The 16,937-nt window shown below is 65.0% G+C and carries 17 protein-coding genes and 1 tRNA gene; 5 read left to right on the top strand and 13 right to left on the bottom strand.

Going from position 1 to position 16,937, the window contains the following annotated elements:
* Positions 1–3 precede the first annotated feature (3 nt).
* The 4 genes from BLR66_RS04975 to tviB all read right to left on the bottom strand — a co-directional run bounded on the left by BLR66_RS04975 (position 4) and on the right by tviB (position 4,685).
* Entirely contained in the window at positions 4–1,590 is a 1,587-nt protein-coding gene (locus BLR66_RS04975; RefSeq protein ID WP_093280502.1) for an XrtA system polysaccharide chain length determinant, read from the bottom strand.
* Positions 1,590–2,216, bottom strand: coding sequence for an XrtA/PEP-CTERM system exopolysaccharide export protein (locus tag BLR66_RS04970; RefSeq protein ID WP_093280500.1), 627 nt, complete (start codon positions 2,214–2,216; stop codon positions 1,590–1,592). The genes BLR66_RS04975 and BLR66_RS04970 overlap by 1 nt, the downstream gene beginning before the upstream one ends.
* A 95-nt stretch (positions 2,217–2,311) precedes the next feature.
* Positions 2,312–3,319, bottom strand: a complete 1,008-nt coding sequence (locus BLR66_RS04965) for an NAD-dependent epimerase (protein WP_093280498.1) — start codon at positions 3,317–3,319, stop codon at positions 2,312–2,314.
* Between the two features lie 76 nt (positions 3,320–3,395).
* Positions 3,396–4,685 (bottom strand): Vi polysaccharide biosynthesis UDP-N-acetylglucosamine C-6 dehydrogenase TviB, encoded by a 1,290-nt coding sequence (gene tviB, locus BLR66_RS04960; RefSeq protein ID WP_304442081.1) that lies wholly within the window; start codon positions 4,683–4,685, stop codon positions 3,396–3,398.
* A gap of 247 nt (positions 4,686–4,932) precedes the next feature.
* On the opposite strand from tviB, the gene galE reads away from it, so the two are divergent.
* Positions 4,933–5,985, top strand: a complete 1,053-nt coding sequence (gene galE / locus BLR66_RS04955) for a UDP-glucose 4-epimerase GalE (RefSeq protein ID WP_093280497.1) — start codon at positions 4,933–4,935, stop codon at positions 5,983–5,985.
* On the opposite strand, the gene BLR66_RS04950 is transcribed toward galE, so the two are convergent.
* The 7 genes from BLR66_RS04950 to BLR66_RS04920 all read right to left on the bottom strand — a co-directional run bounded on the left by BLR66_RS04950 (position 5,934) and on the right by BLR66_RS04920 (position 12,728).
* On the bottom strand, positions 5,934–6,791 hold the full coding sequence (locus BLR66_RS04950) for an alpha/beta hydrolase family protein (protein ID WP_093280496.1): 858 nt from the start codon (positions 6,789–6,791) through the stop codon (positions 5,934–5,936). The two genes, galE and BLR66_RS04950, sit on opposite strands and share 52 nt — an antisense overlap.
* A complete protein-coding gene (gene thiD / locus BLR66_RS04945) occupies positions 6,788–7,594 on the bottom strand; it encodes a bifunctional hydroxymethylpyrimidine kinase/phosphomethylpyrimidine kinase (protein ID WP_093280495.1) in 807 nt (268 codons plus the stop codon). Before thiD ends, BLR66_RS04950 begins: the two co-directional genes overlap by 4 nt.
* Positions 7,591–9,312, bottom strand: a complete 1,722-nt coding sequence (locus BLR66_RS04940; RefSeq protein WP_093280492.1) for a SulP family inorganic anion transporter — start codon at positions 9,310–9,312, stop codon at positions 7,591–7,593. Before BLR66_RS04940 ends, thiD begins: the two co-directional genes overlap by 4 nt.
* A 138-nt stretch (positions 9,313–9,450) precedes the next feature.
* The gene (locus BLR66_RS04935; RefSeq protein WP_093280490.1) at positions 9,451–10,131 is read right to left on the bottom strand and encodes a YoaK family protein; all 681 of its coding nucleotides are present in this window, start codon (positions 10,129–10,131) and stop codon (positions 9,451–9,453) included.
* A 5-nt stretch (positions 10,132–10,136) separates the two neighbouring features.
* The gene (locus tag BLR66_RS04930) at positions 10,137–11,540 is read right to left on the bottom strand and encodes a PhoH family protein (RefSeq protein WP_093280489.1); all 1,404 of its coding nucleotides are present in this window, start codon (positions 11,538–11,540) and stop codon (positions 10,137–10,139) included.
* 125 nt (positions 11,541–11,665) lie between these two features.
* Positions 11,666–12,148, bottom strand: a complete 483-nt coding sequence (locus BLR66_RS04925) for a peroxiredoxin (RefSeq protein WP_093280488.1) — start codon at positions 12,146–12,148, stop codon at positions 11,666–11,668.
* Positions 12,149–12,152: 4 nt separating this feature from the next.
* Complete coding sequence (locus BLR66_RS04920) at positions 12,153–12,728, bottom strand: glycine cleavage system transcriptional repressor (RefSeq protein WP_093280486.1); 576 nt, start codon at positions 12,726–12,728, stop codon at positions 12,153–12,155.
* A 131-nt stretch (positions 12,729–12,859) separates the two neighbouring features.
* Here BLR66_RS04920 and dapA point away from each other — a divergent pair, with 131 nt between their 5' ends.
* Positions 12,860–13,768: a 4-hydroxy-tetrahydrodipicolinate synthase gene (dapA, locus tag BLR66_RS04915; protein ID WP_176943760.1), complete on the top strand. Its 909-nt coding sequence runs from the start codon at positions 12,860–12,862 to the stop codon at positions 13,766–13,768.
* A 59-nt stretch (positions 13,769–13,827) separates the two neighbouring features.
* Entirely contained in the window at positions 13,828–14,328 is a 501-nt protein-coding gene (locus tag BLR66_RS04910; protein ID WP_093280481.1) for a hypothetical protein, read from the top strand.
* A 75-nt stretch (positions 14,329–14,403) separates the two neighbouring features.
* Here the strand turns inward: BLR66_RS04910 and fdxA are convergent, their stop codons facing one another.
* Both fdxA and BLR66_RS04900 read right to left on the bottom strand, forming a co-directional pair.
* Positions 14,404–14,727, bottom strand: a complete 324-nt coding sequence (fdxA, locus tag BLR66_RS04905) for a ferredoxin FdxA (protein ID WP_093280480.1) — start codon at positions 14,725–14,727, stop codon at positions 14,404–14,406.
* Positions 14,728–14,894: 167 nt separating this feature from the next.
* Positions 14,895–14,969 (bottom strand) — tRNA-Glu (locus BLR66_RS04900).
* Positions 14,970–15,013: 44 nt separating this feature from the next.
* Between BLR66_RS04900 and pcnB the strand changes: the two genes are divergently transcribed.
* Positions 15,014–16,444 (top strand): polynucleotide adenylyltransferase PcnB, encoded by a 1,431-nt coding sequence (gene pcnB / locus BLR66_RS04895; protein WP_093280476.1) that lies wholly within the window; start codon positions 15,014–15,016, stop codon positions 16,442–16,444.
* Positions 16,441–16,935 carry a 2-amino-4-hydroxy-6-hydroxymethyldihydropteridine diphosphokinase gene (folK, locus tag BLR66_RS04890; protein ID WP_093280475.1) on the top strand — a complete coding sequence of 165 codons (495 nt, stop codon included), beginning with the start codon at positions 16,441–16,443 and terminating at the stop codon, positions 16,933–16,935. Before pcnB ends, folK begins: the two co-directional genes overlap by 4 nt.
* The last annotated feature ends 2 nt before the right edge of the window (positions 16,936–16,937 follow it).

Raw genomic sequence — 16,937 nt, 5'->3', positions numbered from 1 at the left:
ATGTCAGGCCATCATCTGCTTGTAGCCGAACGCCAGTCCGTAGGCCAGCACGACCACGAACAGTATTCCCAGGCTCATCGCCTGGCGCAGGCGCAGACGGCGCTGGTCGCGCGGCGTGCGGTACAGCGGCACCACCGTCAGCAACTGGCGGTCGGAGAGCTTCTGCAGCTGATTGGCCGAACGGATGCGGGGATCGAAGCGCACCCTCAGGAACAGCAGCGCCAGCGGCACCACCACCGCCATCAACAGGCCGGCGATGGCGAAATGCAGGAAGCGCAGGCCGGTCGGGCGCAAGGGCATGATCGCCGGGTCCTGCACGCGCAGGGTGAGGCCGCGCTCCTCGCGATCCAGTTCCATCGACACGCGCGCGTTCTCGCGCCGGCGCAACAGATCCTGGTAGATGTCGCGGTTGACTTCGTAGTCGCGGGTCAGTTCGGCTAGCGCGCTTTCCGAAGCGGCGATGCGGCGGCTGCGGCCGAGTTCTTCGTCCAACAGCGATTCGGCGATTCCCATGCGCGACTGGGTGGCGGCCATTTCGCGGCGGGCCTGTCCCTGCTGGCTGCGCAGTTCCTGGTATAGCGGATTCATCTGCGCGTCGTCGAACGGGCTGGCGGTTTTCGGCGCCGTCGCGCGCCGCTGCTCTTCATCGCGCATCGCTTGCTGGATATCGGCCATCTGGTGGCGGATGCGCACCACGTCCGGGTACTGCTCGGTGTAGGTCAGCAACAGGCGGTCCAACTGGCTCTGCAGTTCCAGCAACTGTCCGCGATACAGGCTTTCGCGGGTCTGCACGGCAGTGACGGCGGATTCGCCGGAAAGCTGCGAGGTGATGGCGCTTTCGCGCGAGCGCTGTTCCAGCAACGCCATGCGGGTCTGCTCGACCTGCGTACGCAGCGCGCTGATGCGGGTACTGGCGTCGGTCGCGCTGCCGGGTTGCGCGTCTGCATTGGCGGAGCGGTACTGCTGCAGGTTGTCTTCGGCGTCGGTGAGCTTCTTGTGGTAATCGTTCACCCGCGCATCGATGAACTGGTAGGCCTCGCGGCTTTCGCGGCCTTTGGTGGCCAGGCTTTCCTTAATGAACATCGCGCCCAGGCGTTCGGTGACCTTGTAGGTGCGCTGCGCATCGGAGTCGCGGTAGGTGATCTCGACCAGGTCGGGACGGGAGGCGCGGATGGTGATGCGCTCCTTCAACTCTTCCAGCAGTCGGTCGCGCTGCAGCGGCGTGGGATTGTCTTCCAGCCAGCCGCCGGTCTTCAGAGCGTCTTCCAGCACCTTGCGGCTGTAGATCACCTGGCGCGCGATGCCGGCGCGGTCGGTGACGCCGGTGGCCACGGCGCGGCCTTCCAGCAGCGGCTGGATGATGTCGCTTTCCTGGGCCAGGATGGTGGTGGAGGCCGTGTAGTTCTTCGGCAGCAGGAACAGGCCGGCGAAAAGGGTGAGAAAGGCGATGCCCGCGAAGATCGCGACCAGCATCAACGTGTGGCGGCGCCCTTCGTTCAGCAGGATCGGTACGATCTCGTTCGGAGCAAGGGCGGTGGAAGGCCGGTTGACGGCAGTGGAACGGCGTCCGGGAAGTGCTTCTGCGCTCATCAGAACGTGCGCTCTGGAATGGTGATGACGTCGCCCGGCGAAACCGGGAAGTTGGTCGACAGATCGCCGCGGTTGAGGATCTTGTCCAGGCGCACCGCATAGGTTTCGGTACCTTCGCCGGACTTGCGGTACAGCTCGGAACGATCGCCGGCGGCGAACTCGGTCACGCCGCCGGCGGCCAGCACCGCGTCGAGCACGGTCATGCCGGGGCGGTAGGGAATCGAGATCGGTTGCCGCACCGCACCGGTGACGCGCACGCGCGACAGGTATTCGTGGCTGCGCAGGTCGGTCAGGATCACGGCGACCTGCGGGTCGCGCACGAAACTGGCGAGCTTGGTCTGGATGTCCTTGGCCACTTCGGCCGGAGTGTGGCCGCCTGCGGCGACGTCGCCCACCAACGGCACCGAGATCATGCCGTCGGGACGGACCGGCACGGTGATGCCCAGTTCCGGATTGCGCCAGACCGACACCTGCACGATGTCGTCGACGCCGATCTTGTAGGAATCGACAGCGGTGGCGGTCGCCTGGACGGCCGGAGGCGCTTTCGCGCTACCGCCGCTGCTTGCGCAGGCGGTCAGCAGGAGCGACAGGCAGACGGCCGTCAGGCCAGCAATTGAGCGCAACATTCCATTTCCCCTGTGTTGGTCACGTCAACTAGAACGCCGAAGGCATGCTGTTCCGGACAGGGGAAACCTGAATCAGGGCGTCAACAGGCCCAGATTCAGGTTTGGTAGAAATCCCGGTACCAGTCCACGAAGCGGCGCACGCCGGTTTCGATGGAGGTGGAAGGCGAGTAGCCGGTATCGCGCTGTAGAGCGCTGACATCGGCGTAGGTGTCGGGCACGTCGCCGGGTTGCAAGGGAAGCAGGTTGCGTTCGGCCTTGCGGCCCAGGCATTCCTCCAGCACCTCGATATAGCGCAGCAGTTGCACCGGCTGGTGATTGCCGATGTTGTAGACGCGATAGGGTGCAGTGGAACTAGCGGGGGTGGGGGCGAGCGGGTCGTAAGCCGGGTCCGGCCCGGGTACGCGGTCCAGCGTGCGGATCACGCCTTCGACGATGTCGTCGACATAGGTGAAATCGCGGGTGTGGTGGCCGTGGTTGAACACGTCGATGGGCTCGCCCGCCAATATCTTGCGGGTGAACAGGAACAGCGCCATATCCGGGCGTCCCCACGGTCCGTAGACGGTGAAGAAGCGCAGGCCCGTGGTGGGCAGGCCGAACAGATGGCTGTAGGTGTGGGCCATCAGTTCGTTGGCCTTCTTGGTGGCCGCGTACATGCTGACCGGATGGTCCACGCTGTCTTCCACGGCGAAGGGCAGTTTCTTGTTCGCGCCGTAGACCGAGCTTGAGGACGCGTACACCAGATGCTCGATGCCGCGATGGCGGCAGGCTTCCAGTATGTTGAGGAAGCCGACGATATTGCTTTCCACGTAGGCCTGCGGGTTCTCCAGCGAATAACGCACGCCGGCCTGCGCAGCCAGATTGACCACGCGTTGCGGCTTGAATTGGTCGAAGGCCGCTTCCAGCGCGGCGCGGTCTTCCAGCGACGCTTGCACGAACCCGAAGCCGTCCAGCGGCAGCAGCCTGTCCAGGCGGGCCTGTTTCAGGCGCGGGTCGTAATAGGCGTTGAGATTGTCGTAGCCCAGCACCTCATCGCCACGGGCCAGCAGACGCTGGCTCAGATGTGAGCCGATGAAACCGGCGGCGCCGGTGACCAGTACGCGCATTTCAGGCATCTCCGTGGATCGCAGACGTCAGTCTATTACAGTGATCGACACTCTCGCCGGGCAGTTTTCGACGGCCTCACAGGCAATCATCGACGCTCTGCCGGGGAAGGGCGCGCTTGACGTCGAACAACACCGCATCGGGCTTGCCGAAGGCCCGGATGCCTTCGGCACCCAGCGCGATGAATTCCCGGTGCGAGACCGCCAGGATGATCGCGTCGTACTTGCCGGCTTCCGGTTGGGCGATCAGCTCCAGGCCGTATTCGTGGCGCGCTTCGTCGGCATTGACCCACGGATCGTGGATATGCACGTTGGCGTTGTAGCTGCGCAGTTCGGCCACGATATCCACCACTCGCGTGTTGCGCACGTCGGGGCAGTTTTCCTTGAAGGCCAGGCCCAGCACCAGGATGTTGGACTGGGTGGTCTGCAGATTGCGCTGCGCCATCAGCTTGGCGGTGCGGCGCGCGACATGGCTGCCCATGCCGTCGTTGATGCGGCGCCCGGCCAGGATCACGTCGGGGTGGTAGCCGATCTGCTGCGCCTTGTGGGTCAGGTAATAGGGGTCCACGCCGATGCAGTGGCCGCCGACCAGGCCGGGGCGGAAGGGCAGGAAGTTCCACTTGGTGCCTGCGGCTTCCAACACTTCATGGGTGTCGATGCCCAGGCGGTGGAAGATCAGCGCCAGTTCGTTGATCAGGGCGATGTTGACGTCGCGCTGGGTGTTTTCGATCACCTTCGCAGCCTCGGCCACGCGGATGCTGGAGGCCTTGTGCGTGCCGGCGGTGATGATCTGCCGGTACAGGTCGTCGATGAAGTCCGCGGCCTCGGCAGTGGAGCCGGAGGTCACCTTCATGATCGTCTCCAGGCGGTGCTGCTTGTCGCCCGGGTTGATGCGCTCGGGGCTGTAGCCCGCATAGAAGTCCTGGTTGAAGGTCAGGCCCGATTCGGCCTCGATGATGGGCACGCAGACTTCCTCGGTCGCGCCGGGGTAGACCGTGGATTCGTAGATCGCCACGCCGCCTTTGCCGATCGCCCGGCCCACTGTGCGGCTGGCCGACTCCAGCGGGCGCAGATCGGGCCGCTTGTACTCGTCGATCGGGGTGGGCACGGTGATGATGAAGACGTTGCAGCCCTTCAGCTCTTCAGCGTTGCTGGCGAAGCTCAGATCCTTCGCTTCGCGCAGCTCTTCTTCCGAAACCTCCAGCGTATGGTCGTGGTGCTGGCGCAACTCGGCCACGCGCTTGGCGTTGATGTCGAATCCCAAGGTCTTGAAGCGGCGTCCGAAGGTGGCTGCCAGCGGCAGACCCACATAACCCAGGCCGATGACGGCGATGCTGATCTGGTCGCGCGAAGGCAGTGCGGCATCCATACGGAAGGTGGCTCTCGTCTATTGAGTGGACATGCTGGGTGGACAACATGCTGGGCGGACGGAGTCTAGCCGATGCCGTCTGCAGCCGCGCTGCACACGGTGGATGCGGAATCCCCCTTGTTGGACCACTGAACGCGCAAAACGTCCCGTTGAGGACAACGGCGGCCCATGTCCGCCGCCATCGCCGTATTGCGTAAACCTGTAGTGCCGGACGCAAGACCGCCCGGTAAACCAGGGGAAACAGACCATGCGCATACTGCTTTGCGGCGGAACCGGCTATATCGGTTGCCATACCTATCTGGTGCTGACCGCGCGCGGGCATGAAGTGACCTTGGCGGATAATTTCAGCAACAGTTCTCCGCAAGTGCTGCATCGGCTTGAAACGCTGGCCGGGTCGTCCGTCAATTTCCACCGCGTCGATATGCGCGACCGCACCGCGCTTTCGCGCTTGTTCTCTTCGCGGCGGTTCGACGCCGTGGTCCATTTCGCCGCGCTCAAGGCGGTCGGCGAATCCTGCGAACGGCCGCTGGACTATTTCGACAACAACATCGGCGGCACTATCAACCTGCTGCAGGCCATGCGCGAGGCGGATGTGCGCAACCTGGTGTTCAGTTCCTCGGCGACCGTCTACGGCGATCCCGAGCGCCTGCCCATCGACGAAAACGCACGCTTGCAAGTCACCAATCCTTATGGACGCACCAAGCTGGTGATGGAGGAATTGATCGGCGACGTGTGCCGGGCCGATCCGTCGTTCCGGGCCGCCAACCTGCGTTACTTCAATCCGGTCGGGGCGCACGAGTCCGGCATGGTGGGCGAGGACCCCGGCGGCGTTCCCAACAATCTGATGCCCTACATCTGCCAGGTGGCGGTGGGGCTGCGCGAGAAGCTGAGCGTGTTCGGTGGCGACTGGCCCACCATCGACGGCACCGGCGTACGCGACTACATCCACGTCATGGATTTGGCACGCGCCCATGCCGACGCACTGGACTATCTGGCCAGCGAGGATCGCAATCTCACCGTCAACCTGGGAACCGGGCGCGGCGTGAGCGTGCTGGAGCTGGTGCGTGGGTTCGAGAAGGCTTCGGGCCGCAGCATTCCTTACCAGATCATCGACCGGCGCGAGGGCGATGTGGCCGAAGTGTATGCCGATCCTTCGCTTGCCCAGCGCTTGCTGGGTTGGCGGGCGGAGTTGGATGTCGATGCCATGTGCCGCGACGCCTGGCGCTGGCAGTCGCTCAATCCGCAGGGCTACGCCTCGTTGCTGGCGACGGAACCGGACAGAAGGCTGGCTACCGCCTGAGGTTGTTTCATCCAGGCGAAGTGGTCCGCGTTCGCGCCCAGCGCGGTGCGGTCCAGGATGCGAATGGTCGCTGCCGCTTGCGGCATCTTGTCCAAAAGGGCCTGCATCGAGCGGCGCGGCGCGAACCAGTCGTCCTTCAGCAGCACTGCGTCGATCGGGACCCCGACGCGGGACAGCGTCTGCTCGAGATCCGTTTCCATGCCGGCGGCCGCGTAGCGGTTGCTGAGGCCCACGTTCGCCCAGTCGCGCATCAGGCTGCGCGCCTCGTCGCCCGCAAAGCCGAAGCGCCTGCCATGGAAAGCGCCGCGCCGGTCGGCGATCCAGGGTACGAACTGGAAGGCGAAGGGGAAGGCATAGCGTTTGGGCGCAGGAAAGTTGCGCCAATACGGCGAACCGCTGGCCACCGGCCACAAGCGGTCGAACGCATCGGGATGCAGTCCCAGGTAGCACGCGGCGAACTGCGCACCGATGCTGTGGCCGCCGATGATGCGTTGCTTCGCTTGGCAGTGCTCGGCCACCGCAGCATGGCTGCGCGCGATGTCCAGGGTCAGTATGTGGCGATAGCCCCAGTCCACCTGCCGGCTCGGGCGCAGGTTGCTGCTGCCGTTGCCGCGCATTTCCTGCAGGAACACCGCGACGCCCCTGGCCGCCAGCGCATCGGCGAACGGAAGGTAGTGCCGCGCCGCCACGCCCAGCGCCGGCAGCCAGAGCAATGAAGCCTGCGGATGCGCGGGGACGCGTGCGATGAGGTTGTAACGGTGACCGTCGTCCGTGGACAGCGGGAGTTCGAGTTCCTGGATGCTCATCGTGCCGGCGCCGCTCCGAAATGATCGAGCACCACTATCTCGCCGCGTCCCGGACGGTAGCCTTTGCGCAGAGCGGCATGCACGTAGTCCGACGCAGCGGAGCAGGCTTCGGTCAGCGCAAGGCCCTGGCACAGGTTAGCCGCGACCGCCGAGGCCAGCGTGCAGCCGGTGCCATGGGCTTCGATGCGCAAGCGCGGGTGCGCGATCTCGACGATGCCTGTGGAGTCTGCGAACAGATCGATCACATCTCCGTCGTCCGGCAGATGGCCGCCTTTCAGGAATACGGAGGTGGCGCCCAGCGACAGCAGTTCTACGGCGGCCGCGCGCATTGCCGCGCCGTCGGCAATGGCATGGCCCAGCAGCAGTTCGGCTTCCGGCAGGTTGGGCGTAATCACCGAGGCCAATGGAATCAGGCGCTGACGCAAGGCATCCAGGGCCTCGTCTTCCAGCAGTTTCGCGCCGCTGGTCGCCACCATCACCGGGTCCAGAACGATGAAGGCGGGCTTATGCGCCTGCAATGCATCGGCGACCGCATCGATCACGTCGGCATTGGCCAGCATGCCCAGTTTGACCGCGCCGATGTCGAAGTCCTCGAAACAGGCCTCAATCTGCGCGTGCAGGAAGTCCACGGGAGGGACGTTCACCGCAACGACTCCGCGTGTGTGCTGCGCGGTCAGCGCGGCAATTGCCGATAGCCCGTGCACGCTGTGCGCAGCGAAGGTCTTCAGGTCGGCCTGGATGCCGGCGCCGCCGCCGGAATCGGAGCCGGCGATGGTCAATGCGGAGAGAGTTTGCGTGTTCAAGCGTCGGTGGCCTTTGTCTTTCCGTCGGCATCGACCAGGGTTTCGGCCAGCTGCAGCGCCGATTCGAAATCCGCGACGAAATGCAGTTCGCCTTCGCGCGAATTCAAGTGCATCTTACTGGCAACCTGGCGCGGCTGGGCCTGCAAACCCGAGATGATCAGCACGATGCCCCGGCGGCGGCAGCGGTCGAACAGCGTTTTCAGCGCGTGCACGCCGCTGGCGTCGATGATCGGCACCAGACGCATGCGCAGTATGAAGACCTTCGGCGTCTCGAAAAACTGGTCGAGCAATTCGTCCAGCCGACTGGCCGCACCGAAGAAGAGCGGCCCGCTGATCTGAAACGCTTCCACGCCCTCGGGCAGGCGCGCACGTTGCGTGGGATCGGCGCCGCCGGCGCGGTCGTCGCCGTTTTCGTCGATCAGCCTGATCCCGGAACTGACTTCGAACGCATCGGCCATGCGGAACATGAAGACGAAAGCAGCCACCACGATGCCCGCCTCGATGGCGATGGTCAGATCGAAGAACACCGTCAGGAAAAAGGTCAGCAGCAGCACCAGCCGGTCGCCCTTGGGCGCCGACATCGTGTGCCGGAAATGCTGGTATTCGCTCATGTTCCAGGCCACCACCAGCAGCACCGCCGCCAGCGCGGCCAGCGGCACATAGCGCATCCACGGCGTCAGCAGCAGCATGAAAACCAGCAGGAAAACCGCATGCAGCATGCCCGCCACCGGCGAACGCCCGCCAGCGCGTATGTTGGTGGCGGTACGGGCGATCGCGCCGGTCGCAGGCAAGCCGCCGAACAGCGCCGCGCCGACGTTGGCCACTCCCTGCGCCACCAGTTCGCCGTTGGAACGATGACGGCCGCCGGTCATGCCGTCGGCGACCACTGCCGACAACAAGGATTCAACGCCGGCCAGAAAGGCGATGGTGAAGGCGCTGGGCAACAGTTCGAAAGTGCGTTCGAACGGGATGCGCGGAAAATCGAAGACCGGCAACGATGACGGCAAACTGCCGAAGCGGCTACCGATGGTTTCTGCCGGCATCGCGAACACGATGCAGACGCCGGTGCAGACCAGCAGGGCGATCAGGAAACCGGGCCAATTCGGCTTCCAGCGCCGCAGCACGATGATGATGGCAAGGCCCAACACCGCCAGCGCGACCGCTGCCGGTTGCGTGGTTGTGATGTGCCTGGTGTATGCGGACCAGCGCGCGAAGAACTCCACCGGCACACTTTCCATCTGCAACCCCAGCACATCCTTGACCTGGCTGGAGAAGATGCTGACTGCGATACCGGCGGTGAAGCCGGTGATCACCGGTTGCGGCATGTATTTCATCAGCGTGCCCAAGCGCAGCAGGCCGGCGCCGATCAGCATCAGTCCGGCCAGCAACGTGCACAGGATCAGGCCGCCGAAGCCGAACTTCTGGATCACCACGAACACGACCGGAATGAACGCCGCCGTCGGCCCGCCGATCTGCACCCGCGATCCGCCCAGCGCGGAGATCAGGAAGCCGGCGATGATCGCGGTATACAGGCCTTTCTCGGGAGTGGTGCCGCTGGCGATGGCCAGCGCCATGGCCAGTGGCAGCGCGACGATGGCGACCGTGAGCCCGGCAATGGCGTCGGCGCGCAGTTCGGTCCACCCGTAACCGCCGCGCAGCACCGTGTAGAGCTTGGGAACGAACAGCTGCGCGTACTGTTTCGGCGTGATCGGTTGCATGTTCGCATCTCCCCGTGTGCCGGCGCCTACCGAGCGGTTCGGCCAGCGCGCGCGAATGGTCGCGCGCGGAAGACCTGCGGGCATTCGGATATCGCCCCGGCAATCCGTGTCGGCGATACATGCCGTGAGCGGATTGGCCTAGGCGCCGATATCCTGCCGCATCGATCGCCATTGGCGATAACCGGCATAACCGAAACCAACCAGGCCCGTCAGTGTCGCCGGCACCAGCAACGCATCATAGCCCAGGCGTCGGAATAGCCAGGCGCCCGCCACGCCGCCGGCCAGGAAGCCGGCGATGATCAGCGCGCTTAGCATCAGGCGTCGCTTGGGTAGCGGCATCCCGCGCAACGCATGCCCCAGGCCGATGCCCAGATCAGTGAACATGCCGCTCAAGTGCGTCGTGCGCACCACCGCCCCGCTGTAGGTCGTCGCCATGGCGTTCTGCAGTCCGCAGGCCATCGCGGCCAGGAGAGCTCCGAAAATCTGCTGCTGCTTGAACAGAGGGATGGCGGCGAATAGCAACAGGGATTCCAGCGCCAGCGTCACGCCATAACGGCGGCCCAGCCGCAACGCGCTGTCCTGCACGATCACCCCGCTCAGCGCCGCGCCGATCATGAAGGCCGCCGTGATGCCCAGCAGGTGCCAGACCGCACGCGCGTCGCCATGGGTTATCGCAGCCCCCAGCAACGATGTGGTGCCGGTAAGGTGAGTCACGGCCTGATGCTCGAAACCGAGGAAACCCACCACGTTCACCATTCCGGCAACCGACGCCAGCGCGCCTGCCCCGATCCAAACCCAGCGGGGTAGCCGCACGCCCATGCTGCTTACAACACTTCGGACGCGTAGTCGGCCAACCTCGAACGCTCTCCCCGGCGCAGGGTGATATGCGCGCTGTGCGCCCAATTCTTGAAGCGGTCGACGGCGTAGGTCAGGCCCGAGGTGGTTTCGGTGAGGTACGGGGTGTCGATCTGCTCCACATTGCCCAGGCAGACGATCTTGGTGCCGGGGCCGGCGCGGGTGATCAGCGTCTTCATCTGCTTGGGCGTGAGGTTCTGCGCCTCGTCCAGGATCAGGTAGCGGCTGAGGAAGGTGCGGCCGCGCATGAAGTTCATCGAACGGATCTTGATGCGCGAGGCGAGCAGGTCGTTGGTCGCAGCACGGCCCCAGGCGCCGCCGTCCTGGTTGTGGGTCAGCACTTCCAGGTTGTCGGTCAGCGCGCCCATCCAGGGCGTCATCTTCTCTTCCTCGGTACCGGGCAGGAAGCCGATGTCCTCGCCCACGCTGACGGTGGCGCGGGTCATGATGATCTCGCGGTAGCGCTGCTGGTCCATGGTCTGGGCCAGGCCCGCGGCCAGCGCGAGCAGGGTCTTGCCGGTGCCGGCGGTGCCGAGCAGGCTGACGAAGTCGATTTCCGGATCCATCAACGCGTTGAGGGCGAAATTCTGCTCGCGGTTGCGCGCGGTGATGCCCCAGACCGCGTGTTGGGTGCTGCGGAAATCGTCGGCCAGCGCCAGGGTCGCTTTCTTGTCCGTTCCGATCTTGGCGACGCGGAATTCAACTTCGTCCTCGCCCGGCAGATACAGAAACTGGTTGGGGTACCAGTCCTCGTCGTCGGTGATGCTGACTTCGTAGCTGGTGCGGCCGGCCTTGTCGCTCCATGAGCGCAGATCTTTCTCGTGGCGGTCCCAGAAATCGGTGGGAAGCTCGGTGGCGCCGGTGAACAGCAGGCTGAAATCGTCCAGCGCCCGGTCGTTTTCGTAGTCCTCGGCCACCAGTCCGCTGATCGCGGCCTTGATGCGCAGATTGATATCCTTGGACACCAGGATGACCGGCACCTCGGGATGCTGTTCGCGCAGCTCCAATACCGCGGCGAGGATCTTGTTGTCGGGAGCGACGGTGCCGAAGGTGCGGTCCAGCGCCACCGGCTTGGTCTGGAAATAAAGCTTGCCGATCGCGCTCTGCGATTTGAGCTGCAGACCCTGCGGATGGCTGAGCACGATGCCCGCGTCGATCTGTTCGGCGCCGGCGCCTTCGATCAGCTCATTGAGGAAGCGGCTTACCTGGCGCGCGTTGCGGCTGACTTCGGTCATGCCTTTCTTGGCGTTGTCCAATTCCTCGATGACCTGCATGGGCAGGAAGACATCGTGTTCCTCGAACTTGAACAGCGCGGTCGGATCGTGCATCAGCACATTGGTATCCAACACGTAGATGCGCTTGCTTCGGGTCATCTAGACAGCCTCATGGAGGGTGGGGTGTGGATGGGTTGCTGCGGATGGAACGTGGAAACGGAAACGACGGCCGACCACCGCGGCCCGCAAGGCGGGGCAGTGGCGCGATGAGGACAGGGGAAAGGTCACTGCTTGCTTGCGACCTTCAGGGCTTCCAGCACGGCCTCGGCATGGCCGGCGACCTTCACTCCGCGCCATTCCTGCGCGATGCGCCCTTCGGGCGAGATCAGGAAAGTGCTGCGGACCACGCCCAGCACCTTGCGGCCGTACATGTTCTTCTCGTGGATCACATCGAAGGCTTTGCACAACGCTTCGTCGGCATCGCTGACCAGTGGGAACCTGAAGCCCTGCTTGGCGCAGAAATTGTCGTGGGATTTGACCGAGTCGCGGGACACGCCCAGCACCGTCGCGTTGAGCTTCTTGAATTTCGGCAGCAAGGCGTTGAAGTCGATGCCTTCGGTGGTGCAGCCCGGCGTGCTGTCCTTCGGATAGAAATACAGCACCAGCCACTGGCCGGCGTAGTCGGAGAGTTTCGCGGTTTGCCCGCCGGACAGCGCCAGCGGAAGCTTCAGCGTGGTTTTGCTCAGGGCCGTGCCGGTTGCGGTCATCAGGTCAGAACTTCATCGGGTCCATGATCGCGTCCAGGTTCAGGTGGTCGCAGAATTCGAGGAAATCGTCGCGCAGGGCGGCGATGTGCATGTTGGCGGGTACGCCGATGGTCACCTGCGCCGAAAACATCTCCGCGCCGGTCTGCATGGCGCGGTAACGCGTGCTTTGCAGGTTTTCTATGGTGATGCCCTGGCGATCGAAGAAATCGGCCAGCTGGAACAGGATGCCGGGCTTGTCGGCCGCCACCACTTCCACGATGTACGGCAGCAGGTTGGACTGCACCACCTTGGCGCCGGTGCGGTACCAGACCAGCTTCATGCTTTCCTCGCGTTCCAGCCGGGTCAGCATGGCTTCCAGCTTGGCTACCGCGTCCCACGAGCCGGTCGCCAGCGCGGTCACCGATACATCCCGGCCCACGGTGGAAAGGCGCGCGTCGACCAGATTGCAGCCGCTATCGGCGATCCGGCGGGTCACCGACAAGAGCGGCGACTCCGGATGCGTCGTATAGGCGTTGATCAGGAGATGGTTTTCGTTCGGCGAAGGCCGGGCGGTCGAATCGGTCAATGGAGCTTCCGGCATCACTTCTAGTCTGAATGGCGACCGGGCAGGTGCCCAGTGCATGGCCCAGCATACTTGCCCGCGCTTTCCAGCCGCAAGTAACATCGCAGGGTGCGCGGCGATCCGCGCGACCCCATTTCGAAGGCAACCGCTTGTCCCTTTCCGGCAGTATCACCGCACTTGCGACACCGTTCACGGTTGCCGGCGATCTGGATCTCGATGCCTGGCGCCGTTTGCTGCAGCAGCAGCTCGATGGCGGCACCCAGGGCCTGGTGGTGGCCGGTTCGACCGGAGAAGCCGCGGCGCTGGCCGATGACGAATACGACCTGCTGCTGAAAACCGCGGTCGAAGCCGTGGCCGGACGGATCCCCATCCTGGCGGGCACCGGCCAGATGAACACCGCCAAGACCATCGCCCAGACCCGCCGCGCCGCTGCCGGCGGCGCCAATCTGGCGCTGGTGGTGACCCCTCCCTACGTGCGCCCGACCCAGGCCGGGCTGATCGCCCATTACCGCGCCGTGGCCGATCAGGGCGGCCTGCCGGTGGTGCTGTACAACGTGCCCGGCCGTACCGGCTGCGATCTGCTGCCCGAGACGGTGGCCGAGCTGGTTTCGCATCCGAACATCGTCGGCATCAAGGAAGCGCGCTCCGAGCCCGAGCGCATGGCCGCCCTGCTGGCGTTGCGCAGCGACGGCTTCGCCGTGCTCAGCGGCGACGATCCCACCGCGTGCCGCGCGCTGCTGGCCGGCGCCGATGGCCTGATATCGGTGGGCTCCAATGCGTTGCCGCGTTCTTTCCGCACACTCTGCGATCTCGCCCGCCGTGGCGAGCGCGCGCGGGCTGAGCATCAGGACGCGCAAATGCAGGCGTTCTATTCCTTCTTCGGGGTCGAATCCAACCCCATCCCGGTGAAGGCGCTGTTGCAGCGTTTGGGTTACGGTGCGGGCCTGCGCCTGCCGCTGTTGCCGCTTTCCGAAGCCCATGTGGCCGAGGCGGACCGCCTGCATGCGGCCGCCACCGCCTTAGAAGAACAATCCAGCCGCGAAGCCATCGCGGCCTGATCCAAAGCCGGTCGCGACGTAGTCGCGGCTTAATACCAGAACTCCCAGGAGATTACACAATGCGTTCCTACTCCCCGTTCCTGCGCCCGCTCGCCTTTGCGGCACTGGCCATCGCCGTGCTTGGCGTCACCGGCTGCAAGTGGTTCCGCAAGGGCAACCCGGACTATGCGATGAGCGCCGAAACCAGGCCGCTGGAAGTGCCGCCGGACTTGAACCTGCCCAACACCGCCGGCGCCATGAAGCTGCCGCCGGTGGGCGGCCAGGTTGCCGCCACCCAGAGCGCAGCGACGTCGGCGACCGGCTTCAACGTGGCCGGCGCGCGCGATGAAGTGTTCGCCAAGGTCGGCGATGCGCTGGCGGGCGTGGACGGCCTGACCATCGCCAGCCGCGCCCAGTTGCTGGGCAGCTACGACGTCAACTACGAAGGCAGCAACTTCCTGGTGCGGGTGGTGGCGGTGGAAGCCGGCGCGTATGTGTCGGCCGTCGATCCGCGCGGCCTGCCGGCGGCCGGTTCGGCGCCGAAGCTGATCGCGGCGCTGAAGGCGAAGCTGGGCGGCTGATCGGACCGGTTCTAGAATTGCGAAAAGGGCGCCCTGGGCGCCCTTTTTCGTTGCAGCCTGCCGCTGAGCCCGTGCTCAGCGCTCCAGCAACGGCAGCTTGTCTGTTTTCCCTTCCCATTCCTTCGCGTCGGGCAGGGCTTCCTTGCGCACGGTGATGACCGGCCAGGCCATCGCCAGTTCCTTGTTCAGGGCCACGTAGCCTTCCTGTCCGGCCGGTACGTCGTCTTCGGGATAGATGGCGTTGATGGGGCATTCGGGCTCGCACAGGGTGCAGTCGATGCACTCGTCCGGGTCGATCACCAGGAAGTTGGGTCCTTCATGGAAACAGTCCACCGGGCACACCTCCACGCAGTCGGTGTACTTGCACTTGATGCAGTTCTCGGTGACGACGAAGGGCATGGGTCCGGTCCGGTGGGAGGTGCGGCAAGTTTAGAGCACCTCAAGGGCACTGTTGCGCGGCATCGCCGATATCGCGCGGTCCGCATAAACAAAGCCCGGCCAGAAGGCCGGGCTTTGTCAGCGATTGCCCGGACCGGAGCGGTTGCTCAGGGCGCGGAACAGGGAAATGGTGCTCCCTAGGGAATTCGAATCCCTATTTTAGCCTTGAGAGGGCCACGTCCTAACCGTTAGACGAAGGGAGCTTTTGGTAAGCGGCGCTGTGACGGACTAGTATATTCGCCTGCCCATGCCTGCGGCAAATGCCCGACAGGCCGGAACCAGCCCAGAACCGACCCGAAACATTCCTACAGACGGACCCGCCACCATTACGTCGCAAGCCCATCCAACCGCCGCCATCTCCCTGCGCGTCATCCCGCGCGATCAGCACAACATCTCGCGCAGGGACATCAGCCCGAATGCGTTGCGCGTGCTGTACCGGTTGCGGGATTCGGGCTTCGCCGGCTATCTGGTCGGCGGCGCGGTCCGCGACCTGCTGGTCGGGGGGCATCCGAAGGATTTCGACATCGCCACCGACGCCACTCCGGAGCAGGTCAAAGCGCTGTTCCGCAACAGCCGCCTGATCGGCCGGCGGTTCCGCCTGGCGCATGTGGTGTTCGGCCGCGAGATCATCGAGGTCGCCACCTTCCGCGCTAATGTCGACGACGGCAGCGGCGACCGCGAACAGCACGAAGGCGGCCGTCTGTTGCGCGACAACGTCTACGGAACCATCGAGGACGACGCGGTGCGCCGCGATTTCACCGCCAACGCGCTGTATTACGCCATCGAGGATTTCTCGGTGCGCGACTACGTCGGCGGTTTCGAGGACGTGCAGGCGCGCAAGATGAAGCTGATCGGCGACCCCGAGCAGCGCTACCGCGAGGATCCTGTGCGGATGCTGCGTGCGGTACGGCTGGCCGGCAAACTGGGTTTCGAGATAGATCCCGCCTCGGCCGAACCGATCGCGCGGCTGGCGCCGCTGCTTTCCGAGGCCGCTCCGGCGAGATTGTTCGAAGAGCTGTTGAAGCTGTTCCTGTCCGGCAATGCCGTGGCCAGTTTCGAAGGCCTCGAGCGCTTCGGTCTGCTGCCGGCGATCCTGCCCGAAACCGCAGCGGCACTGGCTTCCAACCGCAGCGGCGCCTTGCGCGGCATGTTGCTGGAAGGCTTGCGCGGCACCGATGCCCGCGTGGCCAACGACGAACCGGTTTCGCCGGCGTTCCTGTTCGCGCTGCTGCTGTGGCCGGCATATTGCCGCGCGCTGATCGGCCTGCAGGCGCAGGGCGTGAATGCGGAAGAGGCCCAGCGCCGCGCCGCCGACCGGGTGACCTTGCATCAGCTCGGCACGGTCGCCTTGCCGCGCCGTTTCTCGCTGCCCATGCAGGAAATCTGGCTGCTGCAATCGCGCTTCAGCTCCAGGCAGCGCAAGCGGGTGATGCGTCTGCTGGCGCATCCGCGTTTCCGCGCCGCCTACGATTTTCTGCTGCTGCGGTTGACCGCTTCCAGCGAGCATGCCGAAGACGTGGCGTTCTGGCGTGAAGCCCAGACCCAGTCGGGTGAAGAACTGTCCGCCGCTCTGGGCGTGGCCGCTCCACGCGATGTCTATGCCGAAGACGACGCCGCGCCGCCCAAGCGCCGCCGCCGTCGCCGCCGCTCCGGCAGCGCCGCGCCCGCCGCGGAATGACCCGTCCGATCATCGTCTTCGTCGGCCTGGGCGGCAACCTGGGCGATGCCGTCGCGACTCTGCGCTCGGCCGTCCAGGCTTTGGCCGGCTTGCCAGAAACCCGCCTGCTGCGGGCCTCCAGTCTGTACCGCACGCCGGCATGGGGGCTGGAACGACAGGCCGATTTCATCAATGGCGTGGCCATGCTGGAAACGCAACTGCCAGCGCGCCCATTGCTGGAGGCTTTGCTAGCGGTCGAGCGCGATTTCGGTCGTCAACGCGAGGCCGCATCGCGCTGGGGTCCGCGCACCCTGGACCTGGACCTGCTGCTGTATGGCGATGCGGTGATCGCCGAGCCCGGCCTGCAGGTGCCGCATCCGCATCTGCACGAGCGTGCCTTCGCCCTGGTGCCTTTGCTCGAGATCGCTCCGGATATCCTCATCCCCGGGCAAGGCCGCGCGCGGGATGCTCTGTCCAACCTGGATATCTCGGCCATAGAGTCGTTAGGGTGATA

Origin of the sequence: Pseudoxanthomonas sp. CF125 (assembly GCF_900104085.1) — a bacterium.
Lineage (GTDB): Bacteria > Pseudomonadota > Gammaproteobacteria > Xanthomonadales > Xanthomonadaceae > Pseudoxanthomonas_A.
The sequence above is the reverse complement of the archived record's forward strand: the minus strand, read 5'-3'. Positions and strand labels throughout refer to the sequence as shown.